The 24,590-nt window shown below is 43.6% G+C and carries 36 protein-coding genes and 1 pseudogene; 2 read left to right on the forward strand and 35 right to left on the reverse strand.

Annotated features, from left to right (window positions below; genetic code table 11):
- Window positions 1-46: 46 nt before the first annotated feature.
- The 10 genes from CS562_RS08500 to CS562_RS08540 all read right to left on the reverse strand — a co-directional run bounded on the left by CS562_RS08500 (window position 47) and on the right by CS562_RS08540 (window position 5,728).
- Window positions 47-787 carry an SDR family NAD(P)-dependent oxidoreductase gene (locus CS562_RS08500; RefSeq protein ID WP_099854964.1) on the reverse strand — a complete coding sequence of 247 codons (741 nt, stop codon included), beginning with the start codon at window positions 785-787 and terminating at the stop codon, window positions 47-49.
- Between the two features lie 72 nt (window positions 788-859).
- Complete coding sequence (locus CS562_RS08505; protein ID WP_099854966.1) at window positions 860-1,579, reverse strand: class I SAM-dependent methyltransferase; 720 nt, start codon at window positions 1,577-1,579, stop codon at window positions 860-862.
- Window positions 1,580-1,846: 267 nt separating this feature from the next.
- Window positions 1,847-2,353 (reverse strand): GNAT family N-acetyltransferase, encoded by a 507-nt coding sequence (locus CS562_RS08510; protein WP_076290003.1) that lies wholly within the window; start codon window positions 2,351-2,353, stop codon window positions 1,847-1,849.
- Window positions 2,354-2,383: 30 nt separating this feature from the next.
- Window positions 2,384-2,857 carry an NUDIX domain-containing protein gene (locus CS562_RS08515; protein WP_099854968.1) on the reverse strand — a complete coding sequence of 158 codons (474 nt, stop codon included), beginning with the start codon at window positions 2,855-2,857 and terminating at the stop codon, window positions 2,384-2,386.
- Window positions 2,858-2,885: 28 nt separating this feature from the next.
- The gene (locus tag CS562_RS08520) at window positions 2,886-3,410 is read right to left on the reverse strand and encodes a YfiT family bacillithiol transferase (RefSeq protein WP_099854970.1); all 525 of its coding nucleotides are present in this window, start codon (window positions 3,408-3,410) and stop codon (window positions 2,886-2,888) included.
- A 47-nt stretch (window positions 3,411-3,457) separates the two neighbouring features.
- Window positions 3,458-3,997, reverse strand: coding sequence for a GNAT family N-acetyltransferase (locus CS562_RS08525; RefSeq protein ID WP_099854972.1), 540 nt, complete (start codon window positions 3,995-3,997; stop codon window positions 3,458-3,460).
- Entirely contained in the window at window positions 3,997-4,539 is a 543-nt protein-coding gene (locus tag CS562_RS08530; protein WP_099854974.1) for a hypothetical protein, read from the reverse strand. The genes CS562_RS08525 and CS562_RS08530 overlap by 1 nt, the downstream gene beginning before the upstream one ends.
- Window positions 4,540-4,558: 19 nt before the next feature.
- On the reverse strand, window positions 4,559-4,807 hold the full coding sequence (locus CS562_RS08535; RefSeq protein WP_099854976.1) for a hypothetical protein: 249 nt from the start codon (window positions 4,805-4,807) through the stop codon (window positions 4,559-4,561).
- Between the two features lie 57 nt (window positions 4,808-4,864).
- Window positions 4,865-4,999 (reverse strand): hypothetical protein, encoded by a 135-nt coding sequence (locus CS562_RS33375; RefSeq protein ID WP_257219425.1) that lies wholly within the window; start codon window positions 4,997-4,999, stop codon window positions 4,865-4,867.
- Between the two features lie 57 nt (window positions 5,000-5,056).
- Window positions 5,057-5,728, reverse strand: coding sequence for a class I SAM-dependent methyltransferase (locus CS562_RS08540; RefSeq protein WP_257219443.1), 672 nt, complete (start codon window positions 5,726-5,728; stop codon window positions 5,057-5,059).
- 224 nt (window positions 5,729-5,952) lie between these two features.
- Between CS562_RS08540 and CS562_RS08545 the strand changes: the two genes are divergently transcribed.
- On the forward strand, window positions 5,953-6,726 hold the full coding sequence (locus tag CS562_RS08545; RefSeq protein ID WP_099854981.1) for a sporulation protein: 774 nt from the start codon (window positions 5,953-5,955) through the stop codon (window positions 6,724-6,726).
- Between the two features lie 99 nt (window positions 6,727-6,825).
- Here CS562_RS08545 and CS562_RS08550 read toward each other — a convergent pair whose 3' ends face one another.
- From CS562_RS08550 to CS562_RS08560, 3 genes are read right to left on the reverse strand one after another with little or no spacing between them, the layout of a single operon-like run.
- Window positions 6,826-7,116: a hypothetical protein gene (locus CS562_RS08550; RefSeq protein WP_099854982.1), complete on the reverse strand. Its 291-nt coding sequence runs from the start codon at window positions 7,114-7,116 to the stop codon at window positions 6,826-6,828.
- Window positions 7,117-7,128: 12 nt separating this feature from the next.
- The gene (locus CS562_RS08555; protein WP_099854985.1) at window positions 7,129-7,665 is read right to left on the reverse strand and encodes an AAA family ATPase; all 537 of its coding nucleotides are present in this window, start codon (window positions 7,663-7,665) and stop codon (window positions 7,129-7,131) included.
- A gap of 19 nt (window positions 7,666-7,684) precedes the next feature.
- Entirely contained in the window at window positions 7,685-8,260 is a 576-nt protein-coding gene (locus CS562_RS08560; RefSeq protein ID WP_099854987.1) for a DMP19 family protein, read from the reverse strand.
- A 244-nt stretch (window positions 8,261-8,504) separates the two neighbouring features.
- Between CS562_RS08560 and CS562_RS08565 the strand changes: the two genes are divergently transcribed.
- On the forward strand, window positions 8,505-9,662 hold the full coding sequence (locus tag CS562_RS08565) for a glycosyltransferase family 4 protein (protein ID WP_099854989.1): 1,158 nt from the start codon (window positions 8,505-8,507) through the stop codon (window positions 9,660-9,662).
- A gap of 244 nt (window positions 9,663-9,906) precedes the next feature.
- Here CS562_RS08565 and CS562_RS08570 read toward each other — a convergent pair whose 3' ends face one another.
- The 22 genes and pseudogenes from CS562_RS08570 to CS562_RS08670 form a co-directional block, all read right to left on the reverse strand.
- Complete coding sequence (locus CS562_RS08570) at window positions 9,907-10,425, reverse strand: NUDIX domain-containing protein (protein ID WP_257219426.1); 519 nt, start codon at window positions 10,423-10,425, stop codon at window positions 9,907-9,909.
- A 66-nt stretch (window positions 10,426-10,491) separates the two neighbouring features.
- Window positions 10,492-11,154 (reverse strand): HAD family hydrolase, encoded by a 663-nt coding sequence (locus tag CS562_RS08575; protein ID WP_090954332.1) that lies wholly within the window; start codon window positions 11,152-11,154, stop codon window positions 10,492-10,494.
- A gap of 287 nt (window positions 11,155-11,441) precedes the next feature.
- Window positions 11,442-11,612 carry a YHYH domain-containing protein gene (locus tag CS562_RS08580; RefSeq protein WP_099854993.1) on the reverse strand — a complete coding sequence of 57 codons (171 nt, stop codon included), beginning with the start codon at window positions 11,610-11,612 and terminating at the stop codon, window positions 11,442-11,444.
- A 103-nt stretch (window positions 11,613-11,715) separates the two neighbouring features.
- Window positions 11,716-12,495 carry a Cof-type HAD-IIB family hydrolase gene (locus CS562_RS08585; RefSeq protein WP_099854995.1) on the reverse strand — a complete coding sequence of 260 codons (780 nt, stop codon included), beginning with the start codon at window positions 12,493-12,495 and terminating at the stop codon, window positions 11,716-11,718.
- A gap of 283 nt (window positions 12,496-12,778) precedes the next feature.
- On the reverse strand, window positions 12,779-14,314 hold the full coding sequence (locus CS562_RS08590; RefSeq protein WP_099854998.1) for a PH domain-containing protein: 1,536 nt from the start codon (window positions 14,312-14,314) through the stop codon (window positions 12,779-12,781).
- The gene (locus CS562_RS08595) at window positions 14,311-14,808 is read right to left on the reverse strand and encodes a PH domain-containing protein (RefSeq protein ID WP_064639637.1); all 498 of its coding nucleotides are present in this window, start codon (window positions 14,806-14,808) and stop codon (window positions 14,311-14,313) included. The genes CS562_RS08590 and CS562_RS08595 overlap by 4 nt, the downstream gene beginning before the upstream one ends.
- A 104-nt stretch (window positions 14,809-14,912) precedes the next feature.
- Window positions 14,913-15,479, reverse strand: coding sequence for a GNAT family N-acetyltransferase (locus tag CS562_RS08600; protein WP_099855000.1), 567 nt, complete (start codon window positions 15,477-15,479; stop codon window positions 14,913-14,915).
- Window positions 15,480-15,564: 85 nt separating this feature from the next.
- The gene (locus tag CS562_RS08605) at window positions 15,565-15,993 is read right to left on the reverse strand and encodes a YhfM domain-containing protein (protein WP_099855002.1); all 429 of its coding nucleotides are present in this window, start codon (window positions 15,991-15,993) and stop codon (window positions 15,565-15,567) included.
- Window positions 15,994-16,191: 198 nt separating this feature from the next.
- A complete protein-coding gene (locus CS562_RS08610; RefSeq protein ID WP_099855004.1) occupies window positions 16,192-16,968 on the reverse strand; it encodes a hypothetical protein in 777 nt (258 codons plus the stop codon).
- A 109-nt stretch (window positions 16,969-17,077) separates the two neighbouring features.
- Window positions 17,078-17,233 carry a hypothetical protein gene (locus tag CS562_RS32865; protein ID WP_162842428.1) on the reverse strand — a complete coding sequence of 52 codons (156 nt, stop codon included), beginning with the start codon at window positions 17,231-17,233 and terminating at the stop codon, window positions 17,078-17,080.
- 224 nt (window positions 17,234-17,457) lie between these two features.
- Window positions 17,458-17,790 carry an HIT domain-containing protein gene (locus CS562_RS08615; protein ID WP_099855006.1) on the reverse strand — a complete coding sequence of 111 codons (333 nt, stop codon included), beginning with the start codon at window positions 17,788-17,790 and terminating at the stop codon, window positions 17,458-17,460.
- A 20-nt stretch (window positions 17,791-17,810) separates the two neighbouring features.
- Window positions 17,811-18,260 (reverse strand): NUDIX hydrolase, encoded by a 450-nt coding sequence (locus CS562_RS08620; protein WP_099855008.1) that lies wholly within the window; start codon window positions 18,258-18,260, stop codon window positions 17,811-17,813.
- A gap of 45 nt (window positions 18,261-18,305) precedes the next feature.
- Window positions 18,306-18,908: an HD domain-containing protein gene (locus tag CS562_RS08625; protein ID WP_180287075.1), complete on the reverse strand. Its 603-nt coding sequence runs from the start codon at window positions 18,906-18,908 to the stop codon at window positions 18,306-18,308.
- A gap of 42 nt (window positions 18,909-18,950) precedes the next feature.
- A complete protein-coding gene (locus CS562_RS08630; RefSeq protein ID WP_099855321.1) occupies window positions 18,951-19,751 on the reverse strand; it encodes an inositol monophosphatase family protein in 801 nt (266 codons plus the stop codon).
- A 65-nt stretch (window positions 19,752-19,816) separates the two neighbouring features.
- Window positions 19,817-20,272 (reverse strand): GNAT family N-acetyltransferase, encoded by a 456-nt coding sequence (locus CS562_RS08635; RefSeq protein WP_099855012.1) that lies wholly within the window; start codon window positions 20,270-20,272, stop codon window positions 19,817-19,819.
- A gap of 18 nt (window positions 20,273-20,290) precedes the next feature.
- Window positions 20,291-20,726 (reverse strand): annotated as a pseudogene (locus CS562_RS08640) (cytidine deaminase).
- Window positions 20,689-21,483 carry an aminoglycoside adenylyltransferase domain-containing protein gene (locus CS562_RS08645; RefSeq protein ID WP_099855015.1) on the reverse strand — a complete coding sequence of 265 codons (795 nt, stop codon included), beginning with the start codon at window positions 21,481-21,483 and terminating at the stop codon, window positions 20,689-20,691. Before CS562_RS08645 ends, CS562_RS08640 begins: the two are co-directional and overlap by 38 nt.
- A gap of 26 nt (window positions 21,484-21,509) precedes the next feature.
- Complete coding sequence (locus CS562_RS08650) at window positions 21,510-22,403, reverse strand: PhzF family phenazine biosynthesis protein (RefSeq protein ID WP_099855017.1); 894 nt, start codon at window positions 22,401-22,403, stop codon at window positions 21,510-21,512.
- 14 nt (window positions 22,404-22,417) lie between these two features.
- Window positions 22,418-22,999 carry a GNAT family N-acetyltransferase gene (locus tag CS562_RS08655; protein ID WP_099855019.1) on the reverse strand — a complete coding sequence of 194 codons (582 nt, stop codon included), beginning with the start codon at window positions 22,997-22,999 and terminating at the stop codon, window positions 22,418-22,420.
- A gap of 44 nt (window positions 23,000-23,043) precedes the next feature.
- Entirely contained in the window at window positions 23,044-23,421 is a 378-nt protein-coding gene (locus CS562_RS08660) for a MerR family transcriptional regulator (RefSeq protein ID WP_072734132.1), read from the reverse strand.
- Entirely contained in the window at window positions 23,418-23,930 is a 513-nt protein-coding gene (locus CS562_RS08665; RefSeq protein ID WP_076290029.1) for a nucleoside deaminase, read from the reverse strand. The genes CS562_RS08660 and CS562_RS08665 overlap by 4 nt, the downstream gene beginning before the upstream one ends.
- Window positions 23,931-23,967: 37 nt before the next feature.
- Window positions 23,968-24,534, reverse strand: a complete 567-nt coding sequence (locus CS562_RS08670; protein WP_099855021.1) for a histidine phosphatase family protein — start codon at window positions 24,532-24,534, stop codon at window positions 23,968-23,970.
- Window positions 24,535-24,590 lie beyond the last annotated feature (56 nt).

The following is a 24,590-nucleotide window of genomic DNA, read 5'->3' on the forward strand; positions in this document are numbered from 1 at the left end:
ATCTCTTATCAATTTAGATGAATCTAAACGTATAACTGTTAATCTGTTATCCCTCCATAGTATGGAGGACCTTGCTTGGATCACTGATTTCTTCCATCCGTTCGATTAATTGCTTTGCGACATCGTGTGGCGATCTTAATTGGCCTGCTTCATAGACCTGACCGAATACCTCAGACAGTGCAAATTCCTCTGCATTTTTGCCTCTTGCCACAGCCTGTAGCTCAGTATCTACCATCCCTGGATCGAATGCAATCACTTCAACGGGATTGGGTTGCCCGGATTGTTCCATCGCTACGCACTGGGTGAACATGTTTATTCCAGCTTTGGAGGCACAGTAAGATGCCATTGAAGGTGCCGGATAACTGCCTGACCCGGACGATACATTGACTATTTTTCTGCGTGTGGTCAGGTGATTGGTATGTTGTATAAAAGATGAAGTCAGAATCATAGGCGCTGCCAAACTGATGTTCAGATTAAGACTGATCTCCTCTGCACTGCACCGATCTATCGATTTCAACGGTTCCAGCATCGCTGCATTGTTAATGAGCCCGATGAATTCAACTTCTTGCGGTGGAATCTGTTCCAATAGGCCTGAGACAAGATCGTCGATGCTATGAATATCTGCCAGATCAAACTGAACATGCTGGTAACGCTCGTAAGCTTCCTCCAAGTCAGACGTTCCGCGTGCAATACCGTAGACGTGATCTCCCTTTTCCAATAACAATTCCGCAAGCTGTTTGCCGATTCCTTTGGATGTACCTGTAATGATAAAATACCTTTGTCCCATATTCTCCCCGCCTTTCTCTCGCTCTGTGCAATATTGGTTAAACACGTCAAATCTATGACCCTTCCTCTATGACTACACGTTTGGTTTTCTCCACAATGTCACCCATAGGATGGGCAAGCCAAAACAATCTTCATCCTGATCCATCGCCTTCATCGGTCGCAGCTCCACGCATTCAAAAGGATCTTCCAGCAAATAGCGAAGCTTTTCTTCCGTAAAAGCCAGACCACCTTTCATCGACTTCTCACGGTATACCTCCCAATCGTCCATAACGCTCTCCGGTCCACCCTGACCGCCAAATCCTGGAGCAAAGCAGGTCATTCCAAAATACCCTCCAGATTTAAGTCCGTTCTGAATCTTCTGTATGTAGGGAATTCGCTGATGTGGCAGCAGATGGTGAAGACAGCCCGAATCATAGACGAGATCGTACTCTTCATGTGGCGTGAGTTCTAATGCTGATTTGCATTCGAAATTCACTTCAAGCTGTTCCTCCACAGCTCTTTCCTTGGCCCAGGCAATGGCTGTCTCTGAAAGATCATAAGCATCTACTTTATAACCCTGACGTGTTAGATATATTGCATTTCTTCCCGGGCCACAACCGAGCTCCAATGCTTTGCCCCCAGGTAATATTCCTGAGTTTACATGTGCTACCAGATTTTCATCCGGTTTGTTTGGAAAAAAGGGAATCGGCCGGTCTCGATCCTCGTAAAAAGGTTCCCAAAATTGCTTCGCTGATCTGAATTCTGAGTCAAGCATGTCATATAGATCCTGGACATTTTTAATCGTCTTCTCCATAACCACATTCCTCCTCAAATCCATATAAATTATCCTTCATATTCCCTCTTATGTTTCGATCTCTGTGCTCACCATTTGCCCGCTTTATCACGGTTTATACGCTAAATCAACTACCCTCTATTATAACATTTTCACCCAATCCAACTCTATTTTTCTTGTAAGATTCGAGCCGAAAACAGTCTGATTATATGTAAAAAAACGCTGTTTAGAAGAAAGTAATTCCCTGTCCTCTCAACAGCGTTATAATCCTTTTTATTCAGGATTCGATCAGCTTAACTTCTTCGTTAAATAGAGCACTACATCGTCGTCGATGATCGTTTCATCGCCCCATTTTAGATAACGATCATGCTTGTGAATGCCCTGTCCATCTGGTATATATCCACGACGGGCATACAGAATTTGAGCTTTGCCATAATCGGAGAACACCCCGACACCAATCCCGGCAGTTTCGGTTCGCTCATGAATGACTTCTTCTGCCCGGTCCATCAAACGTGATCCAATTCCCTGACGCTGATACTTGATCAGCACATTGAAATCATTAATTTCCGGAATACCCTGTTCCCTGAACGAAGGGTAATACGAATTCCACAATACATTCACGTAGCCGGCAAAAGCTCCATCCAATTCCGCTATCAAAGTCACTCGCTCACCATTCTGCTGCTCTGCAAGATATTGAATGTACTGCTCCGCCGATTTCGCCCAACCCTGTTCCTGAAACGCCTGCGAAATTACGACCGGATCGCCCTCATCCAAAAGTCTGATATGTATATTCATCGATGTAATCTCCTTAATATTATTAGATATTTAAATGTTATTTTCACAAAAAGTCAGATCCACAAAGTGTTCGTGTGTCCCTTTGGCAGAATATACCTTCCATCGATGCAAAAAAGAATAAAACATATCACCAAAATTCATGCCCTCTGGTAGTGTATCTACCATTTTCATTGCACCTATTTCGGAGTTAGGTTCCAGCGATAGAGCACGGAATTTCGTAATATTCGCATAATAAACCATACCAAACGTTCCATTCATTTGGTAAATTCCGAAAGGTTCTAGCATGAATCTCAATGCTCCTGTTTCTTCGTACAGTTCTCTTTCTGCAGCCCTAAGGACTGACTCGTCAGGTTCACGATTACCTCCTGGGAATTCCCAGCCTTGGCGTTTAAGGTTATGGATAATGACGTATTTCTCCTGAAACTGAGTAACCATGATGACATACTGAATCTCTTGTTCCAATTCATCATATTTACTGAGATCCAGCCACTGTTTCTCTATCATCAGAAATTACACCTCACATATTTCACCACTAGATTCCCAACCTGCTTCTAAGCAAGGTAATATGGGCAACGTGGTGTCTGCCATGCCATGCATATACGCCCAAATTATAGTCCAGTCTGGTCGTTTCTTTGGAAGCGGGATGATAAAAGGTTTTGGCATAGTCTGTATCCGTTAATGTGTTTAATAGCGCTACCCAACGACGGTGCAGCGCATCCAGGATTTGCAGAGAAAACTCGATATCCAGCTCCCGCGAATCACTCAGTTCAGCCCATCGTTCCTCGTAATATGGTCTTATCGTAGGGTTATCCTCCGTCAGTGCCAGCTTGAAACGAACCATGCTATTCATATGGCTATCTGCCATATGGTGTATGACCTGTTTGAGCATCCAGCCACCTTCCCGGTAGGGTAACCTCAATTGTTCTTCACTCAATCCTTTGACCGCTTCGCGGGCGCGCTCCGGCAACTCCGCAATATCTTGAATCCACTGCTTTCGCTGCTCTAATGTAACCTCGCCTGTATGTTCAAATGTTCCAATCGGGTACCTCAAATCCATCGATCATTCCTCCTTGGTTAAATGGTTTATATAGCACCACGTACTGCCTATGGGGTATACTCCATCAGCCAGCAGTCTCTCATCTGCCCTTCATGCAGCTCATGTTCTGGTAACAGTCTGACCTTCCTGAGACCACACTTCTCGTAACAGGATATGGCTCGTTCGTTCCAGGATTGCGGGTCCATGACCACTTTCCGAGCTTGCTTTTCGTTGACTAGATAGCCCAACATGGATTTTACTAGTTGTGTACCAATACCGCGGTTCCAGTAATCAGCTTCTCCAATAAACTGATCTGTTCCATAGATGATTTCATCGGTGTCTCCATAACCATACTCATTCCGTTCTTCCTCCTCCAGTTCATAGAACTGGATATAGCCGATCGGTTTACCTTCGTGTTCAACCATACAACGATGTGCCGTATCCTCTTGTCTATAAAAGTGCTCTCTGACCAAATTCAGATCATGCGGCCGATCACGGCCTTCGTAATATTGAAGTACTGCTGGGTCAGACAACCATTGAGCAAGGCGCTGTTCATCCTTTTCATCCAGTAAACGTACCGTAATCTCATTCCATTGATAGATTAGCATCACTCTGCATACTCCTTAATGATTTCCAGAGGCTCTCCTGAGACCCAGCTCAGGTCTTTGCCCAGTAATTTTTCCTGATGAACATAATAGATCTTCGGTTGCCGAATCAGTTCTGCCTCCTCACCCAAAGGATGAATGGTAAAACGAACCTTGTACGTGCCCACTGCATCAGGTATGGAGAACCCCGCAAATTCAGTAATCGCTGTTGATGACTGCCTCTGTAACACTTGACGAAGAATCTCTTCCATTGCACCTGTGCTGCCGACGGAAGTAGGTCGAATAAATCGGTTGTCCTGTTTGTCATCAAAAGATATTGAACCCCAGCCAGCTACAAGGGGATATATAGTGTGCTGACCTTTATCTTCTTTTGTGCGTGTAATGGCTAATTGCACCTCGTATTCATCCGTAGCTGTCTGCCGAATCGTGCCCTTCATGTTAACATCCTGCGCTGTAACGCTTGGAGCCAGATTATTATATACAATGAAAGATGCTACAATAACAATTGCAACTCCAGTTTGCCAAAATATCGTACTTCTACGCATGTATTTACCCCCAAGCTGATTAACCGTAAGTCTGAAGTAATTCGCTCTCCATTAGTGCCTGTGTAACGCTGTCCAGTTCCGGAGAAGCAGACCAATCACTATGTGTATTCAAACCATATTTAATCGTATGGATAACGCTATTGGCTGACATATATAAATTATGGTGTACTCCCGGTTCCACAATGATGTGATCTCCTTCGCCCATAACTCTGATTTCAAGCGTCTGATCATTCGCAAAATTCGCATAAGCAATCCAACCAGACTGCACAACATAGAACTCGGTTATATGGTTATGAAAGTGGCTATTTTGCCATCCTCCCTGAGATTAAGCTATCGTTCTGCAATAATAACCGCCATCCTCTGAAACCATCTTGTATTTCCGTTCCCCGTTAGCCATCTGCTCGAAGATGGTATTCACATTATCTGGTCCTAAATTTTGTTCTAAAGTTTCTCTATCCAAAACACAACCTCCAGATCTGAAATACGAAGTCAGGCAATCATATTTTATAATCTTTCTTTAACGCCTTACGGCCTTCCAGATATATTTGTGCTCACGCACAGCAAGTCTCCCCTCAATCTGAATTTCCTTCAGCTTAACTTGAAGCTGCTCATGGTACTCAGGCTGTGTGTAATCCGGGTTGCCAGGGATATCGGAAAGAAAAATAGCGAACTCTTTTTCATCAGGGAAGACCATTAGAGCCTCGTTGAATTCCTCAATCTCAATGTTTTCATACTGATTTGTATGCAGCCTTTCTCGTACCTTGCTTACATCGGTATGAATGCCAAAGATCACGCCACCCTTTCGCAGCAATCTCCTATGTTCAATTATCGACGTAGGTCCTCTGCGGTCATAAATCAGGTCGAACTGTTCGTCTTCGAAGGGCAACTCTGTTTTGGTTGTAGCGTAGACAAATTCAACATTGCCAACGTCACTGGCCACAAGCCCAGCCTGAGCGATACGCAGTAGTTCCTTCGAGTTGTCAAAACCCGTAATATGATCGGTATAGGCCGACATTTTAAATGTGAATTCACCATGACCACAACCTGCATCAAGCACAGATTTATACTGAGGCAACAACTGTATCAAGCGCGCTTCAAATACATCTTCTGCTGAATTGCCCTCCCAGGTTAATACCGATCTGCCTTTGTATCCTCCGTTACGCCGTGCGATCATGTCATACCATTCCATGCCCAATAGATATCCCCCCAGAAGAAAATCCCATATTAAACAACATTCGACACAGACAAGTCGATTTTCCTGTCCATAAGTTAACTTTTTTCTCACTTAAGAGTTTTATCTATCCTCATCTTGTGCTTGTTAAAATTTGAAACGCTTCTCTCGTAGGCGCCGTATTATGCTCGAAGTCGTATTTTGCCACTTGGATAAACCAATAGGATGTGGAGGTTGAATGAATGTCTTTTTTTAAGAAAATGTTAGCCAGTGTAGGTGTTGGAGCAGCCAAAGTAAATACAGAATTACATACACCTGAGGTTACGCCTGGAGGAGTCATCTCTGGGATCGTGTACATCGAGGGTGGAGACGTGGAACAGAATGTAGACCGCATCTACCTTACGATCAAAACCCATTACATACGGGAGCACAATGATCGAAAAGTAAATGAAACTGCCGTTGTAGCCAAATACTTGCTTACCGAAGGTTTTATATTACAGCCTGGCGCCAAACTGGAGAAATCCTTCTCATTTGATCTGCCAGAAAACCTTCCAATTACACTGCATCGTGCAGAGGTATGGGTTGAAACTGGGCTCGATATCTCCAGCGCCATGGACCCCTCAGACCGGGACAGACTCCATGTAGTTCCTACAAAAGATATGAACACTGTGCTTGATGCGATTGATCTCCTTGGTTTCAAACTGCGTGAAGTGACCAATGACTATGCTCCAAAGCTTGGTGGCAATCTTCCATTTGTACAGGAATTTGAATTCGTGCCAACGAGTAAATTCCGCGGTTATTTAGATGAGTTGGAAGTATTGTTTTACCCGATGGGAGATTCACTGGAACTGTTGCTTCAGATCGACCGCCGTGCACGTGGACTCGGTGGCATTTTCTCGGAGGCGATGGGGACGGATGAGAGCTTTGTCCGGCTGCATCTCTACGAGAGACACCTTGCACGGGGTGCGGATTCGGTTGCGCAAGGTCTGGAAGAAATCATCTCCAAGCATCTATAATCTATTAATAAAAGATTCAAAAACAAAAAACAGTTCTCCTACCAACTTCATTGGTATAGAACTGTTTTTTGGCTATGCTTTTCTTTTATTAATAAACAATCAGGAACGCTGTGTCCAGCGCTGTATCCCCGATCGAAGTCCATAGTATGCAGCAGCAAGCAAGAGAAATCCAACAGCAGCGATCAGAATGGAAGTCATATCCCAACGGGCAATGGAACCAAAAGCAACTCTGGACTGCAACATCATAACGGATGAATCGGTGTGCATCATTTCAGGTGTATGATTCAGCGTCATTAACATTCCTTGAACGACATTCCAAGCCATAAAACCCAGTGTGAATAGCAAAGTTACCAACAGGGATTCCACACCTAATCGTTTGTTGATACTCATCATTTTGCCTCCTCATTTACGGTTTGACAACACTTTGGAAGTTATAAAATTCACTACATCATCTGTCGTTTGGCCATCCGTCTGAATGTGCTCTTCAAAGCGTGCTCCATGGAATGCTTCGACACACTTAATCGCTTGTTGAAAAGTCCATCCATCAGGCTTATCCCCGCGCTTCAACAATCTCTCATGTAATGTTTCCATAGAAGTCATCAGGGTAAAATGAAAAAGGTCAGTATCTATCTCTTTCAGACCTCGATGGATGTAACTGAACTGCTCTGACTTGTAGATGGTCATTGGAACAATCAGATGTTTGTTATACTTCTGCCTGATTTCACGGGCGACTTTCACGGTAAGGACTTTCCACAGCTCCATATCCTGAAAATCGTCCGTTTTCTCCACATCCATTCGGACGTCATCCACAATCACGTTTCTTAACATGTATCCAATCTCTTCTGGATCGTAGATCATGCTGTTCGGAATTAACGGCTGCAGCTTGGTTGCAGCAGAGGTTTTACCCGAGCCAAATGCCCCATTAATCATCACAATCATAGTGAAGTCCTCCTGCGTGTCAGATTGAATTAGACAAGAGGTGCTCCAACTCCTGTTTCAGGCGATCTTTGTTCGTATCCACATATTGATAAAGGAGTTCAAATACCTCTTCATTATCCGATTGCATGCTTAAATTACCCGCTTCCAGCTCAACCCGTTGTAAAACCTCATGGATCTGCTGTCCATGCGTATTCAGGGTCGTCGTCACATCCTGCTCGGAGAGTGCGTTCACATTCGCTCTTAACAGCTCAGGTGTTACACCAATTTCGGATAACATATGCTGGATATTCTTCAGAATCTCTGCATCTGCATCATTGCCTATGCGCTGCATTGCTTCCATCGTTTCACCCAGAAACCGCCCACTCGCATTTTCAAGAAAACCAGTCATGCCACTCATGGACAGCTCTGTATCCAGATCTATGATCAGGATGGTATCTCGCAATACCTGTGGAAGTTCAGGTCCACACTCCCGAATGGTCGCAAATTCCGCGCGATACAGATCCATGGCAACACTCCCCACCACTTCCTCACCCGACATGCTGTCAAACTGATCTAAGGGTAATAATTGCTGCAATTCTTCCTGTAAATTGTTCATCTCTCTGCCTCCTGTATCTCTCTATCTATATAAGTTGGACGAATGATTTCACACGGGTCCACTATAACTAAACGCCTATATATCATAGCAGAATATGTTATATAAGTTTATCCGATGTAAGTTTGCCCCAGATTACTTTCCCGCACACTTTACACGGAATATGGATAAAGTTAACCTTCACTTGACCTTTGGAAAATGATCCGCTGTTATGATCTTGTCATCAAGAGTCTTGGGAGGGGTTATGATGCGCCTGGCCTTGTTCACTGACACCTATGTTCCGGAAACCAATGGTGTTGCCGGTACGCTGCACCGCTTGAGTAATCACTTGAACCGCAAAGGCATTGAGCATCTGTTATTCACACCGCAGTCTGTTATTGAAGGCAATGATGCCGCTCCGGTCCGTTCGGTTACCAACATCCCCTTTTTCCTCTATCCGGAATGTCGTATCGCCTTACCTAATCGAGCATCCATTCATCGAGAGCTAAATACCTTTCAGCCAGATCTGCTGCATATCGCCACTCCGTTCAATATGGGTCTTTTTGGTCTCAGATATGCGCTCAAGTATCAGCTTCCACATGTCATCTCCTACCATACTCACTTCGATCGGTACCTCGAATACTACAAGTTGAAAAGTGTCATTCCTCTGTACTGGAAGTATATCCAATGGTTTCACCGAGCCTGTGATGCAACATTGACACCGTCTCAGGAGACCTTAAACGCATTGCAATCAAAAGGTATTCAACGTCTGAAGTTATGGTCCCGCGGGATCGATTGCAGTCTGTATTCACCTGATAAACGAAGCTCCGATATGCGTACTCGCTACAACATAACGGCTCCTCTAATTTTACTCTACGTTGGACGAATTGCCCCGGAAAAAGATATCGCTACCCTCACCCTTGCCATGCAGCAGTTGCCAGAACATATGCAATCCCGTGTACACTGGATCATTGTAGGCGATGGGCCATTGCTTCCCAAAATGCGTATGCAAGCCCCACCCAATGTCACCTTTACGGGGTATCTACATGGTGAAGATCTTGCTGCTATGTATGCTTCGGCAGATCTCTTTGTGTTTCCTTCCTCAACAGAAACATTTGGCAATGTGGTGCTGGAAGCGATGGCTTCGGGATTGCCGGTTCTCGCTGCGAATGGTGGCGGTGTAAAAGACTTGGTCACACATCATCGAAGCGGTGTTCTGTTCGAGCCGGGTAATACGGATGCATTGATTCGAGAGATATGCCTCTGGGGAGATCATATGGATCAACTGAGGACTATGGGTCTTGAAGGCCGAAAACTTGCTGAGCAGCGTTCGTGGGATCATATTTTTGACAGGTTGGTCAGAGATTATGAGGAAGCCATTGAGAATCGGAGAAAACGCACGAAAGATCGAATCATCACAGCTTGATTTTCATTTAATAAACCGAATTGAATAGTGGATGATCACTGCCGCTCCAAGACCCACCTGTTGGAGTTTGAATATCAATATCCATCATGCTTTTTAAAAAAGAGAATTTATATTCAATACGAGGTATTAAAAAAGAGCGGGGATGGCTAATATCCTCGCTCTTTATAACAGTCGCCTACAGACGTTTAAACGTATGGCTTTTTCAATCAGAGATAGGTCCCTTTCCCGGTCAAGACGTCTAACATTACACAACGGGTTCAAAGGATATCGTGTCTTGCATAATACTCCATTCCACCCTTGGTTTACCCGTTGCCCCTTCCCCCTTTAGGACATTACCGATCCATATCTCGTCGGTCTCCTGATTCTGCAAAAAGTGCCGGATCGCTGCTTTAATCAGAATGGATGTGTGTAAATCCAATAGCTCATCCAAAGGTACCCAAAATAACTCCCCTTCATCTGATGGAATAAAGGCTCGATGTGTCGTCTCACCAAAATATACAAACTGCTGCCAAACTTCACCGTCGCTATACTGCATCAAAACATATCGAAGACGGAAATTTTCAATTTCCGCTTGCTTGAACCCCGTCTCTTCTTCAATCTCCCGGTAACTGGCGGTCATTGGTGAATTAAACTCGCCGTGCTCCAAATGCCCGCCAATACCACCCCAGAACTCAAAATCGAACAGCCTGCTGCCTGCCTTCTTCATCATTAACATGTCGTTGCCATTACTCAAAAATGCCGTAGCCATTTGTCTGATCTCCATGTGCACCTACCTCACTGTTCTGCTATGTAATGTTGTGTTGTTTGAAGCTAATCTGAAGATCTCCCCTTAGAGTAGGCCTTTTAATTCACCAAGATGCTCAATAGCATGTAATGGTTTGGTTGTAATGCTGTCCTGCCAAGGCTGATTGACCTTCATCCAGATCGTGCTCATGCCTACTTTTGCCGCTCCTTCAACATCATTGACGGGATGATCCCCAATGTAGATACACTGCTCGGCAGAGAGGTTGAAATGATCCAATGCCAATTTGAAAATACGAGGATCGGGCTTTTTGACCCCAGCCTCTTCCGAAACGATAATATGATCAAAATCATCCCGGATGCCAAGTTGATCGATTTTGCCGTACTGAATCTCGGTTTTACCATTGGTGATTAAACCTGTTTTATATTTTCCCCTTAGATGCTGAACCACTTCTCGCGCCTGCTCCATCAGAACAGCACTTTTCACATACTCTCTGCCATAGAACTCCATAAGCTCCGCGTGAGGTGGATTCTCAGCCCAAGGTAATTCATGGAGCAGCTCGTTGAACAACACATCCTTGTCCTTGTAACCGTCCTCATCCAGCTCAATAATTCGTTTAAGAATATCATCCGTAGTCTCAAGATGAGCAAAATAAGTGTTGATCAAGCTCTGGCTGAAGCCTTCAAAGGTACTTGTTCTGTTGAGAATCGTATTGTCTAGATCAAAAATAATTGCTTTAATATGATCCATCGTCATACTCCTCCTGTCTGGTCTTAAACACGTTCTTTCCTTAATAGTTGCTCCAGTTTCCGATTGGTTTCGGCCTGCTCTTGAATTAACCGTTTCGTATTACTTTCTATGCTGATGAGTGTGACCGTCATAATAATTACACAAATGATCCCAATAAACCCGATAATACTACTCACCTCTAACGTAATGTTTATTGTATTCTGTTAGCTGCGACTACCATGAATTATAAACATGCAAACCCAACCATAGATTAGACCAGGGCTGGGTTTACCTTGTAAAACTCATTTTCATTTCTTCTTTTTGTGATAATGGTAGCCTGTGCAAAGGCCCTTTTGTTTGGATTTCGCGGAACAATTATGTCCACCATTTTTGTCAAGTCTGCCTGGATGGGCATACGCTGAAGAAGATACACCAATAAGTAAAACAAGAGACAAGATTACTATGACAGCCTTTTTCATAAGTCACCCTTCGATCACACCCTATGCTTTAGGGCTTAATTCATCCTCCATCATTCTACATGAAAACCCATAATCAGGATATCCTTATTACTCTAAACTTTGCTTATTCTATGATTTTAAACTTCCTCAACGCATGTGTGATGCCATCCTCACTTGCTCGCAGTGTGATATAGTCGGCACTTTGTTTGACGCGTTCTCCTCCGTTTCCCATCGCAATGCCAAGACCCACGTACTCTAGCAAATCAATGTCATTATCACCATCGCCAAAAGCCATTGCTTCCTCTTTCGATATATTCAGATGGTCGAGCACTTTCCCTGCCGCTATCGATTTGGATACTTCATTCTTTTCCAGTACGTTAGACACGTAAGGATGAAACCTCACGAATTTTAATGTTGGAAATCTGGAATGGAATTTCTCCGCTTCGGCTTGATCGGCATATAAACAAATGCAATACACTTCCTGTTCCAAAGAACTGATTTTCAAGGGGGACTCCATCAGACCGAGTGTATCTCTCAATGCATCGGTGACACGTACATCCGCTGTGCATAAACCATTCATTTCGAATGACTCTGTAAAATAAGAAATACTGCTGCCGTTCAGCTCGGCAAATTCACTGATTTCTCTAACCATTCGTGTAGAAAGCACCGATTTATGTATCACTTCTTCACCACTCTTGATCAATGCCCCGTTAGCCGAAATCATGGTATCAATCCCGAGTTTTCTGAAATCTCGGCATAAATTGTACGGTCTGCCAGTGACCAGCACGACCTCTATGCCCCTCTGAACCAATTTTCGAATGGAATCCTCTGTACTTGGTGAGAGACTTCGATCCTTCTCACTGAGTAGCGTACCGTCCACGTCCATAAATACGATTTTAATCAAAGGGACACCTCCTTAGCTATATCGATTGTACTAAAGCATATTTACACCTGCCACTCCGATGACAGAACAACCTTCCGATCGCTGTTATCCCCAGATTTTTTTTGATTACTATTTTCAAAGGGGGAAATCCCGGAATAAAGGCGAACACTTCGTTTCTTCAGGTTATTTCTGTCCTCTCCGTTCTCTTGTAACTGTTTAGTTCAATTGATATAGAAATTAAAAATTTCAATTCAAAAGGCAAGTGCACAGTTAACTTAGTAGTCTTCCTGCACTTGCCTTTACATTATCGAGTCTGGACGTTCTGGCTCCGCTCCATATACCACAGCTGAAACGCCTCTACCGCTTCAAGCGGTATATCGTTTAGCGTATGATGCAGAACAGGTTTGGCACGATTCACGGTTTGAATCGAAGCAACTCCAAACCAACGTTGCAGTAGATTCCGGGTGATCTGTACCTCAATGACTTTCTCTCGCTTGGAGATGTATAGTGTCGAGGTTAATGCACCCGTTCGCAATTGGATAAAGTTCTCATTCAGGATGTATCGTGTATGGAGAAAATCAGTTATTCTGCATATGCCAATCCACAGTAACAGAATAGCGGAAATCATCCACCATGCCTGATTCTGTCCCAGAATCGGCGGTTTGAAATAAAACAGTAACCCTGTTGCAATGATCCACACCCAGCTTGGTGTCAGCATGCGCAGCCATAATGATTTTCGTGGAAGCTTTTGCATCTCCTGCGTAACCTGATAGGATGGCAAAATCTCCGAGATCATATCGTAAGCTTGCTTCACAGGCAGAAAAGGATAGAGCGAGTTAACTTCCTGTTCGGATTCTCCCACACCACCTGCTGTCGTCAGTTCCACTTCTGCCAATCCTAGCAGTCTTTTCATCGGAGACTGTGTGATTTTCACCGCCTGTACTCGTTCTTTCAGGATTGAAAATGCGGTCTGTTCCAACATACCTTTCGTAATGTAGATACGTTTGCGATCAGAGGAGATTTGGAAATCACCATACTTCACAAAGGTTCTGATAATCCCTAGCATAATGGAAACAGCAATAAGTCCTGTAATGATCAATGCGGTAATCCACCAGGTATCCAGCCACGTTAATAGGATGCTCTCCGTCACTTTTTCATCGGGAAAGAAATCTTTTATCGACGAATAGAGCGATCCCAGAATCGGAATAAGCACCAGAAAGCTGAGCGACGTAAACGAAGCTTTGAATATATCTTTTCGAGTGGACTTGTAATGGACATTCCGTTCAATCTCTTCTTGTACAGGTAGTTGAATATCTTCTTCCAGTGTTACTTGTTCAGGTCGCATCACTGGTTCCTCATTTGGTTCTACAGCATCACTGGCGACATTCGCTTCCGACATATGCCCTGCTACTACCTTTTCAAGCCGCTCCGATTCCGAAAGTGAAACGACTTGCAGCTGAAAAGTAGCATCTTCTCCCTTGATACCCGTCTCAAAACGAATAGATGTGACTCGGAACAAACGATGAAACAGCGACGTATGCCGGTTTACGTTCTGAATTTTGGTATAGGGTATCGTTCTTCTTGTACGATTAAATACCCCACTGTAGATCTGAAAAGCCTTATCATCAGCGGTATAACGTAGTGTAAACCAACTCCAGATGATGCTTATCACACTAAACGCGATAGCCACATAGAAGACGATTCTGCCATACATAATCCACGTGGACGCCGAGCCATGACGGAGAATAAATAAAAAAACGATAAATGCAAAAGAATTTTTCACCAGTTTCCACAAACTCCAGAGCATGGCTAACGGGTGTTGTCTTTTCATCTCGTTCATTCATCCACCTCATTAATCCTTGCATAGGACGCAATCTGATTACGCAGTTCAAGCGCCACTTCCTCTGGCAACGCCGGAATCGTGTGAGATGAACCCATCGTGCCAATCGATACAGAATATAGGCCATATTTTCTCAAAAGAGGACCTTGGTTCGTCGTGACGGATTGTACTTTGGCCATGGGAACGATCTGATGTACCTTTTTCAAAGCGCCGTGTTTCAATTGCAAGAACTCCTCATTCGCATCGTAATACCAATGCTTGTATAACAATGAAGGCCGGATAAAAACCTCCCACACCGCATACAGCACTGATATGGCAGTCACTCCCCACAGCAACCAACCAATCCACGCCCTCCATCCAAAGACGGAATCCAGAATCAGCAGTGCTGCAAGCACAATCAACCCTATTCCGTTCGATATAATCGCACTGATTCTCCATATGGTTATGGCATCCGGCGATAAACGTTGCTCGGGTGTACTCTGTATGTACTGCATATCTTCACTCCTTTTTCTTACTGTACGAAGAATAGTCCTCTATCGATGCAGAAAGATTGACTTAGTAAAAGAGATGACCCCTGTTCAGTACAGGTCGTCATCTCTTAGTCATTTATTACAGCAAAATCCTTCACATTACATAACCACACCATATGGTCCGTGCCTTCACCCCAGTAGTTCTTTGCCACGGCATAGGGTTCTCCAAACTTCCGCTGCCATTTCTTCTGGGCTATCCGGTATCCACTATCCAGGCAAAATTGCGTAATCTCACGTCTCTGAAGTTCAGTAGCCAAGGCATGAATGAGAGCAGAGCCAATTCCCCGACCCTGAACCTCTGGCAGAACGTAGAGACTACCCAATTCCCCTACGTAGTTCAGTTGGTGGTCGGTGCATTCTTGAATCTCCTCGCCGCAAGGTCCATACGAAATAGTGCCTACGACGGTATCTTCCCTTTTGGCCAGCAAGAAGAAAACATTCGATTCCTGTTTGTTGTCAGGATGCAAAGCTGAGTAAAGCAACGCTTTTTTGTGTTCAATTTCATCGCGTATGTCTTCGTGCAGGGAACCCAGCCCTTCCTGTGTAAATGCATTCGTTATGGATGTCTCGAATACCCGCCAGGCACCCGCCATATCCGATGCTGTTAAAGGTTGAATGGTAATCAGGTGACTCATATGACCGTCTCTCCGTTATCGTGGAATTTTTTGTTGAACCTATATAGTAAACTGACTTACCGAAGGTAATCTGTAATCTTCTGTGTCAGTCCGTATGACTTTGAATCAGTTTCCTCACTCGGTTTGCATCCTCTATGGGTATGCTGTATCCTACGTGGGTATCCTCGTGGTTAACCAGAAGGGCTGACTGCTTGGGATCTTTGCCTATGGAAAAATCATACTGGGTTAAGGATCCATCTGCATCTGTTAAGTTCATTTTATACTCCACACTATAATCAAGACTTCCTGATATACGCTCCGCTTTGTTTATAGCCTCGATTACGATTTCGATCTCAACCGGATCTTTGAATTCCACATCCTCACACGCTTCAATCGTGAAGTTGGGGTTGCAGGTTAATGTAATGAGCGAAGGCAGAGCTTCCTTCGGTTTAGAATTACTTCCATTGGTAGAATTGCAGCCTGCAAGGAGCACCATGAAGAGACCTAAGAGAATCCCTGCTTTTTTTATTAGCATATGAACCTCCCGATTCTTACTTAGAACATGAGCGTAAACGCTCTACGTAATCATCTGTATTTAGCTCTAGATGCTTATGCTAACGTGCTGCAACTCGGTGTCCCATCCTTGGAGCAACACTTTTAAACCCTGGGCGGTATCGGCCACGAAAGCACTTATCTTTATGTCCGTAATGAATTTGGGAACTATACCCGGTGTTCAAGCCTGCACTCGCTCTGTTTGTATCCTCACAAATAACTGCTCCAAATCCGTATGAAGATCCGTCTGTTCGTTAACGAGCAGGCTTATGTATTCCGACCCGCATTCATAGAAAACAAGACGATTAAACGGAGCTGTATCCCCAATATGATTGATTTCCAGTCCAAATTTCTCCCGAATTCGATTCTCCAGATAGCGCGCGTAACCTTCGTTCCATTCCAGCCAGTTGAAGTACTCCCCTTGTTCTTCACTCAAAGAGCTGAACAGGGCTACTCTCGCCTCTTTCACTTGCAAGAGATCCTTACTCTTCAAGGCTGACAGCAACGAAGTGATCCGCTGGACAACCATCTCATTGTCATAAGGAAACTCATAATCCAGTTCCCATGTTACACGTTTGATTTGCTCCATCTTATGTTTGATCTCAAGTCGGTCACCCATGTCGGTGTAATGCTCATTTACGTAACAATGGACAAATTCATGAAAGAGGTAGACTTTCTGCTCAAAATTTTGGAACGCCGCATCCGTCACCACTGCGCACATCCGCTCATCCATGTGATGCACTCGAAACGCCGCAAGGCATCCTTCGGGAATATTCAGGTCATCCGGGACGGTTTTCACCCATTCATATTGCTGCGTCTTGGACGAATAATCATAGATATATAATAAAGTTTCAAATGCCACAACCACGGGATAATAGTCTGCGAATAAAGGATGTATACTGACCAAATCTTTTTGAAGCTCCTGCAATTCGTTGATTTGCTCTAAAAAAGTATCCATGTCATTTACCCTCTCTTTAGTTGAATGATGAATTAATCATATCAATAGAACAACAATAAAACACTGAGAGAAAAATGATAATTCTATTGTTGAGTGAGATTTCTACAGCTTAGAACCGTTCTCCTCGTTTCTCATATAGATAAATGTCCAACGCCTGAATCCCGAGTTTAGCAAGTTTGATAAATAAAATGAGGGCATATACACCCAAACCGAATAACACCAAGTTAAATAACACTGCGAATGTTGAAATGAATGAAAAGCTCATCACAATTCCTCCTTTTTTATCAACGTACTGAATTCATAATTCATATGATCATCATGATTGATAAATAGTTCAATTTATTAATTCACCAAACTATTTTAGCATATTTTACCTCCATTTACTTTCTCCAATCAAATTCCTCATTCTTGATAGAGTGAATTCTAATCATTAAATTCAAAAAGTCTTCCCCCGAACATCCGGCAGGAAGACTCTACTTAAGACTTATTTTATTGGATACGTTCACCGCTTACCACATGCCAGTGTTGATGCTTCGAATCCTGGTAAGTGCCCAGGTTGGTTACGATTTTGGAAGAACCCGTCTGGACAACCATGTCCGCAGCAACCTTTTTGATAACGCGCATAATTTCCAATAATAGTTCATCATTATTATCTTCTTCCTGTGAAATGAATGATTGGATATGGATCTTTGGAATAACAACAATATGATGCTTGTAGTATGGTAGGGTATGATGATAAGCCAGCACCTTGTCTGTTTCCATAACGATATTTACTTTGGTATTACCACTAAGCACTTCATCACAATAAAAATCCTGTGTCATATACGATCCCCTTTCACTACTTAGTTAATATATCCCGCTTTTTTCAGCACATATTCCGTGAACGGATTAATCTCTGGAATGGGCATAGTCAGATCAAAATAACGCAGTTCCAGTCCTTCATCATCCATGACCGTTGGTTCGCCCTGAATTTCAGTAGCCTCATAGACAGCCATGACATTATATACTTCATCACCATGCGGATACTTGTAATACATGTCCTGACCAGAGAAAACGGTAATGAGTTTATATGCACCCGCTCTCAGTCCAGCTTCCTCATTTAATTCACGGGCAGCAGCTTCCTCCAAAGATTCTCCCGGTTCCAATGATCCGCCAAGGGTTCCCCAATCCAGACTATCTGTACGTCTTTGCAACAGCAGATGGCCCTGCTCATTGAAGACCAACACACATGAACCAGCCATGATTAGAGGACGCGAACCCACCAGCTTTCTCAACTCCATGATATATCCCATAAAGATTTTCCCCCGTCTGTAATCAGATAAGTTCAGCAATGTGCTCTAAGATTTGGATTTAGTCAAGATTCCTTTGTCTACGGAATTTTGGATAATCTGTTGTGCGTACGTCCACAATGTTTCGGAACCGTTCTTAATCTCCCGATTTCTATTTAACACCTGCTCACTTGTAATATTATATTTCTGCCACGTATCTCCCTCATTCTGATGATTGTGGATCAACGGCTGCAACCGATCCATCGACGAGGCAAACTGCGCTTCGTTGGTCTCCTTTGCCTCAAACTCCAGCCATAGGTTCAACAGTTCTTCGGCTTGTTCCTCAGGTAAAATCCCAAATAGTCGATGCGCAGCCTTGATCTCTCGGTCATATTTATCCGCATGCCCTACCGTATCGTAGGCAAATGTATCTCCGGCATCGATCTCAACGAGGTCATGAACAAGAAGCATCTTAATGACTTTGAGAATATCCACCTCCTTGTTGGAGTGACTCTGCAAAATCAGGGCCATCATCGCCAGATGCCAGGAATGCTCCGCATCATTTTCAAGTCTGTCGCCATGGATGATTCTCGTTTTTCGTTCAATCGTTTTCAGTTTATCAATCTCAATAAGAAATTGAATCTGACTCTGCAATGATTCGTTCACGACCATTCTCCTTCGGATTATAGAATTCATGCTTATTAAGCTCGCTAATCATGAGTTCATTCCCTCCCGAACGACACTCAGGAAATACTCACGATGATCCGGATGGCAGGCAATCAGATATGGCTCTGAATTCATGCCTTCAAAGGGAATCCCTTCAAAATCCATAACAATGGCACCTGCTTCTTTCGCCATTAATATGCCTGAATACAAATCGTCTCCTTCCGAATTGTAGAGCACAATGCCGTCAATATCCCCCTTAGCTAACATGCACCACTGTAAGGTTGGAGCCCATAATCGCATCATTCGTTTGAAACGAACATCCAGATGTTGACGTAGCCGTACAGCCTTCTCCTCATTTTGCACCTGATGCCCCTGAATCCAGCCAATGGTCCCTTTGTGAATATGCTCTTTCTTTTGGACTTTCATGGGGTTTAGATTACAACTTGCTCCATTCCCACGTGATGTCACAAACAAACGATCCACCAGAGGCTCGTAAATAACCCCGAGGACGGGTTCTAAACGATACATTAATGTAATCGAGACGGAAAATATCGGTAGACCAATGGCAAAGTTGTTTGTTCCGTCTAACGGATCAATCATCCACAGCCAGTCACTCTTCTGTCCGTTATGCCCCCGCTCTTCACTATGGATCTCATGATCGGGAAAACGAATGCTAATTTCATCACATATTATCCGCTCTGCTTCATGATCTACTTCAGTAACGACATCCCCAAAGATGCCCTTCTCCTCTGCGCAGGTGATCTGATCAAAATGATCTTTGGCAACTTTTCCTGCTCTTCGAATGACTCTCTCCGCAAGGTCTTGAGCTAAACGAATGGTTTGTTCGATGACAATCACTCCGTTCGGTTACTGGATCCGTATTTCCCTTTTTCTTTTGTTATTAAAGCTTTCCTTTATATGCATATTTCATAGATCCGAGTCTCTTCATCATCTAGCAAGTATCCTTTACCGATATACGCCCAGTTATTTTTTTCATAATAGTCCGTCAAATCCGTACATAAATACAGCTTATCGTAGCCCTTCGTCTTTACCTCATTAATCGCATGATTCTTTAGTTGCCCACCAAGGTTCTTGCCTCGGTATTCTGGATCAACATGAAGGCACGCAAACCACGGGAACAGATCCTGGCGGCTATTCAAATCACTCCTTAACAGAGCATATCCTCCAACAATCCTGTCCCCATCCAACAGTACATAAAATCGGGGTACATCACTCTCGGTTTCCACGGAACGCTCAATGCAATCCCGGTAAAAATGATAACTTGATTCCGAGCCCCACTGCTTCCAAAAGTATTGTACAGCTGTCTGCAGCATGTCCGGCTTTTGCCGAATATCAACTATCTCAAACATCACAGTCTACCTTCCTTATTATGTTCTTGTATATTTTTGTGGTAATAGCTGCCCAATCGTTGTTTTAGAATAACCCTCTTCTCCCTGCAAGATGACCTGTGTGTCCTTCCCATAATCACTAATCAGTTCTCTGCAAATACCGCAAGGAGATACCACATCTAACTGGATTTCCGCTCCGTTCGGTGCATCATTAGGATCAACTTCGGGATGTCTTACGGCCACGATCGTTTCGAATTCATGTTCCCCTTCCGAAATGGCTTTACCTATAGCAATCGCTTCCGCGCATACTGAGACACGACCGATATAGGCTTCCAGATGTACCGCCGTAAATATTTTTCCAGATCGAGTTCGTACTGCTGCCCCAACGTGATGCTTGCCCTCCTGATACAAACGCAAAAATTACGTTCTTTGCTGCTTCAATCAGTTCCAGATCCTCTGTCGTTATAATCATCATGATGTCTCCTTTTTATTTCATCCAACATGTACTTCGCATAATCCAGAAGTAAATCATCACTTAGATTCACGCTTTCCAGCTCTCCGTTATATTTTGCTATACATTGTGAGATGACTTCTTTGTACTTCGGTAAAATATGAATGAGTGCCCACTCGCCTGCTTCTCGCTTGGAGTATATAACCGACTCTTTCACATACAATAGAACCCGTGATAGGTTCAGAACATAGTAGACAGGATTCTCCGTTATTTCTTCCATAGCTGAACCAACGTCAGATGTAATAGAGGCCAACATATATTCACGTTTTACGGGCTGGAATAACTCCTTAATCGGTTTGCCGACAAGCACAATTCCACGGTCAACAATAACGGCCAGGTGTGCTACCAGATCCGGATCTTCGTATCCACCGCAAAGATATTGATCATCAGTTCTATACTTTTCCCGGTGATACCCCGAGTAATGAAACTCAAATGGAGTCGGAAATGTCAGTTTAGCAACCGTAGACTCCAAAACAATACTAAGTTCAAACCCTGTGACAATATGCATTTCATCTTCGGTCTGCATCAATCTCTTCGCAATCCTTCGATAGGTATCAGCAGACAGCTGCTCCCGGCATACCACCAGTATATCGATATCGCTTTGATTGGGATGGAAGCACCCCATAGCCATGGACCCGTGCAAATAAATTCCTACCAAAGAGTCCGAACATTCTTCTTGTAACAAATGAGAAACTGTATGTAGTACCGCCTGTTCATCCACCTAAACCCTCTCCTTCATTTACGTTGTTACGTATTCAACTCCACTTTCATTTCTTCCACAAAAACAGCCGTGCCTCGTATTCTGACATCCATGTCCTGTCCATTTCTGACCACACTGACATGAACTTTCCCATCTCTGCCAATCTCATGCCCTTGCTCCACAACAAAATGAGTCTGATCCATTCCAGAATTCATATACTCCAAATAATAGGCACCCATCACACCGGAAGCTGTTCCCGTAACCGGATCCTCCGTAGTTCCCGAAAAGGGCGAGGAAAAATGTCTGGCATGCATTAGCGCATCTGAATCGCGGGTTTCCAAAGCAAATGGATGCAGAGAAGCTTTCGGATTTTCATCTAATATCTCAGGAAATAGAGAAGAATCCGGTTTCATTTGTTGGAAAGAAGTCAGTTTGCGAATCGGTATCAACAAAGTCCAGGTGCCTGTACTTCCATAAACTATAGGTGTGGATAGATCAATATCATCCGTGGTTAGATTAATGGATTTTGCCAGCTTCTCTATGTCACCTTGGAATGGCATGAAACGGGGTTGATCCTGCTTCATCTCAATGTTGATCGTATCGCAATCCTGCTGGAACTGAATGGGCAATATGCCTACATTAGTCTCAATGGTAATCGACTGTTTATCCTCCAGTAGCCCTCTAGTCTTTAACCCATACATGGATGCCATTGTTGCATGGCCACACAGATTAATCTCATGACCCGGTGTGAAATATCGTAATCTAACGTCTGCAACTACTGAACTCATCACGAAGACCGTTTCATTAAAGCCGACTTTATGCGCAATCTGCTGCATCGCTTCTTCACTGAGCGAATCGGCATGAAAGACGACTCCAGCCGGATTTCCTTTACCAGGAACCGTGGAAAAAGCATCATAATGATATACAGTGATTTCACTCATTGTAGACCCACCTTTCACTTAACAAAGCCAACGTGGTCATTTGAATTTCTCCCTCTTTGTTCACTAAACTCTTTTTCTAAAATGGAGAAGAAATATTGATCCGTCCATTGATTGTTCCACCAAAGTTCTTCCTTGAACACAGCTTCCCGTGTCATACCTACATTCTGCATCAGCGCAGCCGATCGGACATTCTGAGCATTGCACATACCTATCACTTTATGGGCGTGTAACCCGTTGAATGCAAATTCTAATAAAAGATTCGTAGCCTCACTTCCATAGCCCTCCCCTACATAATTCGGAAGCAGCGCGAATCCGAGTTCCCAGCTTTTTCTATGACCTACATAGCTCCACATTTGGATAAGGCCAACTGGTTCACCTTCTGGATCTTCCAAACGACGAATAATGAAATCATAGGCATACGGCTTTTCCTCCACAGTAAAAAAATGACTACGATATTTATCGCGAACTTTCTCCATATCCGTTTCAACGGTCTCCTCAAAACTCCATATACTCGCATCACATTCAATTTTGCTTATAAAGTCGAGGTAATGTTCTGTGACAGGTGTTATTCTTATTTTCTGTCCTGCGAACTCCATTTCAAATTATCTCCTTTGTTTGTTTAGGCCGTCGTCCCCTAGGACTATTGCATCTGCCCATTAATATATCTTCTATGACTTGAAGATGCGTCCTGAGCCCACAATTCCAACTCGATTCTACTAACCAAAAATTGATCTTGAACCTTGATGAAAGGAAACATTTTTCCTTCAAAGAAACCGGATGCCGAGAAACTTCCTTGTTCGGCCTTAATAATGTCCATCACCTGTTCTTTAGTCATACTCAGATACTCCGCCGTTTCTTGGATCGTCATTAATGTTTTATTATTGTTCGGCACATCCTGTTCCACTGCCTGAGTCGATTCACTAGCTCTCCCCTGATTTGATAGCAACAGGCAGCCAACTATGAACGATATTCCCAAAATGACACTGGCTAGTAAAATGGAGATCGGAATGGATTTCATTGTTTGGGAGTCTCCCACTCTGTATTAAGCATACCTCTACCAATATTCCATTGGGCAAGCAATGCTCGCTGTCTATTTTCCAAATCAAGATATGGTGCTGCAATACAGGAAAGTGTGTCGAACAGATGGATAAAATGAGGGCCCTCCTTAAAACGTCTAAGCCCGCCATACCCTTCATCATCCGCAGCCCATACGATCTTTTTGATCCCCGACATTAATATGGTGCATGAACACATGGGACAAGGTTCACATGTGGTGTAGAGAGTCAGGTCATTCTTCGTGTAGCGCTTCTTACTTACATCCAGCAAATGTTGCCCTGCCTGACGAATAGCATCGACTTCAGCATGTGCGGTGGGATCACATTCGGAGAAGACTCGGTTTCTTCCTTTACTAACGACATCCCCATCCGCATCCACAATTATCGCACCAATCGGATATGTTCCTTCTATTAGCGCCTGATCTGCCTCTTCCAGAGCCAAAACTAAATATTCATAGTCCGATAATCTCACGAAAAATCCCCCTTAGTTTAGATATTGATCTTTTATATTAGAGATCTCTAATCGTGTAATGCCCAGCTTCGCCTAGAAAGTCACTTCGGGTTAACCCCTGCTCTCCAAGAAAAGCTCTATAACTTGTTATCGTACCATCATGTGAAATGATAAAAGTACTACCGCCCTGCTTTCTGCACCATTGAATTAGCTGTCCAGCATAAACCTCAAATTGATGTTCTTCCGTTCGATTAATCCCATCCAACCAGCAGTCAAGTTCAAAATCAAGAATTCGCAACCCTGTATACTGAGCATTTAATTCGTCTTTCGAATAGATTTGATCACAGCGCAGAACAGAGAACTCCGGATTTTGAGGGAACATTCTCGGGCCAACGAGTGGACAGACCGTCTGTTTAGCTCTTGATGTTAAGAGGGATGCCGTTTCTATTGTTCGTTTCGTAGGACTCACCAACACTATGTCTTCTGGTAAGATTTTAATCTGCTTTCGTAATTCAGTCGCCTGCCTCTTTCCTTGTTCAGTAAGTCCCGGATGCAACTGATTTAGCTGATGAGGATAATGAAGCAAATGTTCAGCATGACCATGACGAATAAATGTGATATCCACAAGCCCCTCCTATTTCTGAACGTAATGCTTAAGGCTTCCATAATTTTAACTGCTTC

This window comes from Paenibacillus sp. LK1 (genome assembly GCF_002750415.1).
Taxonomy (GTDB): domain Bacteria; phylum Bacillota; class Bacilli; order Paenibacillales; family Paenibacillaceae; genus Paenibacillus; species Paenibacillus taichungensis.

What these genes read in the sequence shown, in the direction of transcription:
- CS562_RS08500 (WP_099854964.1), bottom strand. Translation starts at nt 787, where the DNA reads ATGGGACAAAGGTATTTTATCATTACAGGTACATCCAAAGGAATCGGC.
- CS562_RS08505 (WP_099854966.1), bottom strand. Translation starts at nt 1,579, where the DNA reads ATGGAGAAGACGATTAAAAATGTCCAGGATCTATATGACATGCTTGAC.
- CS562_RS08510 (WP_076290003.1), bottom strand. Translation starts at nt 2,353, where the DNA reads ATGAATATACATATCAGACTTTTGGATGAGGGCGATCCGGTCGTAATT.
- CS562_RS08515 (WP_099854968.1), bottom strand. Translation starts at nt 2,857, where the DNA reads ATGATAGAGAAACAGTGGCTGGATCTCAGTAAATATGATGAATTGGAA.
- CS562_RS08520 (WP_099854970.1), bottom strand. Translation starts at nt 3,410, where the DNA reads ATGGATTTGAGGTACCCGATTGGAACATTTGAACATACAGGCGAGGTT.
- CS562_RS08525 (WP_099854972.1), bottom strand. Translation starts at nt 3,997, where the DNA reads ATGCTAATCTATCAATGGAATGAGATTACGGTACGTTTACTGGATGAA.
- CS562_RS08530 (WP_099854974.1), bottom strand. Translation starts at nt 4,539, where the DNA reads ATGCGTAGAAGTACGATATTTTGGCAAACTGGAGTTGCAATTGTTATT.
- CS562_RS08540 (WP_257219443.1), bottom strand. Translation starts at nt 5,728, where the DNA reads ATGGAATGGTATGACATGATCGCACGGCGTAACGGAGGATACAAAGGC.
- CS562_RS08545 (WP_099854981.1), top strand. Translation starts at nt 5,953, where the DNA reads ATGTCTTTTTTTAAGAAAATGTTAGCCAGTGTAGGTGTTGGAGCAGCC.
- CS562_RS08550 (WP_099854982.1), bottom strand. Translation starts at nt 7,116, where the DNA reads ATGAGTATCAACAAACGATTAGGTGTGGAATCCCTGTTGGTAACTTTG.
- CS562_RS08555 (WP_099854985.1), bottom strand. Translation starts at nt 7,665, where the DNA reads ATGATTGTGATGATTAATGGGGCATTTGGCTCGGGTAAAACCTCTGCT.
- CS562_RS08560 (WP_099854987.1), bottom strand. Translation starts at nt 8,260, where the DNA reads ATGAACAATTTACAGGAAGAATTGCAGCAATTATTACCCTTAGATCAG.
- CS562_RS08565 (WP_099854989.1), top strand. Translation starts at nt 8,505, where the DNA reads ATGCGCCTGGCCTTGTTCACTGACACCTATGTTCCGGAAACCAATGGT.
- CS562_RS08570 (WP_257219426.1), bottom strand. Translation starts at nt 10,425, where the DNA reads ATGGAGATCAGACAAATGGCTACGGCATTTTTGAGTAATGGCAACGAC.
- CS562_RS08575 (WP_090954332.1), bottom strand. Translation starts at nt 11,154, where the DNA reads ATGGATCATATTAAAGCAATTATTTTTGATCTAGACAATACGATTCTC.
- CS562_RS08580 (WP_099854993.1), bottom strand. Translation starts at nt 11,612, where the DNA reads ATGAAAAAGGCTGTCATAGTAATCTTGTCTCTTGTTTTACTTATTGGT.
- CS562_RS08590 (WP_099854998.1), bottom strand. Translation starts at nt 14,314, where the DNA reads ATGAACGAGATGAAAAGACAACACCCGTTAGCCATGCTCTGGAGTTTG.
- CS562_RS08595 (WP_064639637.1), bottom strand. Translation starts at nt 14,808, where the DNA reads ATGCAGTACATACAGAGTACACCCGAGCAACGTTTATCGCCGGATGCC.
- CS562_RS08600 (WP_099855000.1), bottom strand. Translation starts at nt 15,479, where the DNA reads ATGAGTCACCTGATTACCATTCAACCTTTAACAGCATCGGATATGGCG.
- CS562_RS08605 (WP_099855002.1), bottom strand. Translation starts at nt 15,993, where the DNA reads ATGCTAATAAAAAAAGCAGGGATTCTCTTAGGTCTCTTCATGGTGCTC.
- CS562_RS08610 (WP_099855004.1), bottom strand. Translation starts at nt 16,968, where the DNA reads ATGGATACTTTTTTAGAGCAAATCAACGAATTGCAGGAGCTTCAAAAA.
- CS562_RS32865 (WP_162842428.1), bottom strand. Translation starts at nt 17,233, where the DNA reads ATGAGCTTTTCATTCATTTCAACATTCGCAGTGTTATTTAACTTGGTG.
- CS562_RS08615 (WP_099855006.1), bottom strand. Translation starts at nt 17,790, where the DNA reads ATGACACAGGATTTTTATTGTGATGAAGTGCTTAGTGGTAATACCAAA.
- CS562_RS08620 (WP_099855008.1), bottom strand. Translation starts at nt 18,260, where the DNA reads ATGGGATATATCATGGAGTTGAGAAAGCTGGTGGGTTCGCGTCCTCTA.
- CS562_RS08625 (WP_180287075.1), bottom strand. Translation starts at nt 18,908, where the DNA reads ATGGTCGTGAACGAATCATTGCAGAGTCAGATTCAATTTCTTATTGAG.
- CS562_RS08635 (WP_099855012.1), bottom strand. Translation starts at nt 20,272, where the DNA reads ATGTTTGAGATAGTTGATATTCGGCAAAAGCCGGACATGCTGCAGACA.
- CS562_RS08650 (WP_099855017.1), bottom strand. Translation starts at nt 22,403, where the DNA reads ATGAGTGAAATCACTGTATATCATTATGATGCTTTTTCCACGGTTCCT.
- CS562_RS08655 (WP_099855019.1), bottom strand. Translation starts at nt 22,999, where the DNA reads ATGGAGTTCGCAGGACAGAAAATAAGAATAACACCTGTCACAGAACAT.
- CS562_RS08660 (WP_072734132.1), bottom strand. Translation starts at nt 23,421, where the DNA reads ATGAAATCCATTCCGATCTCCATTTTACTAGCCAGTGTCATTTTGGGA.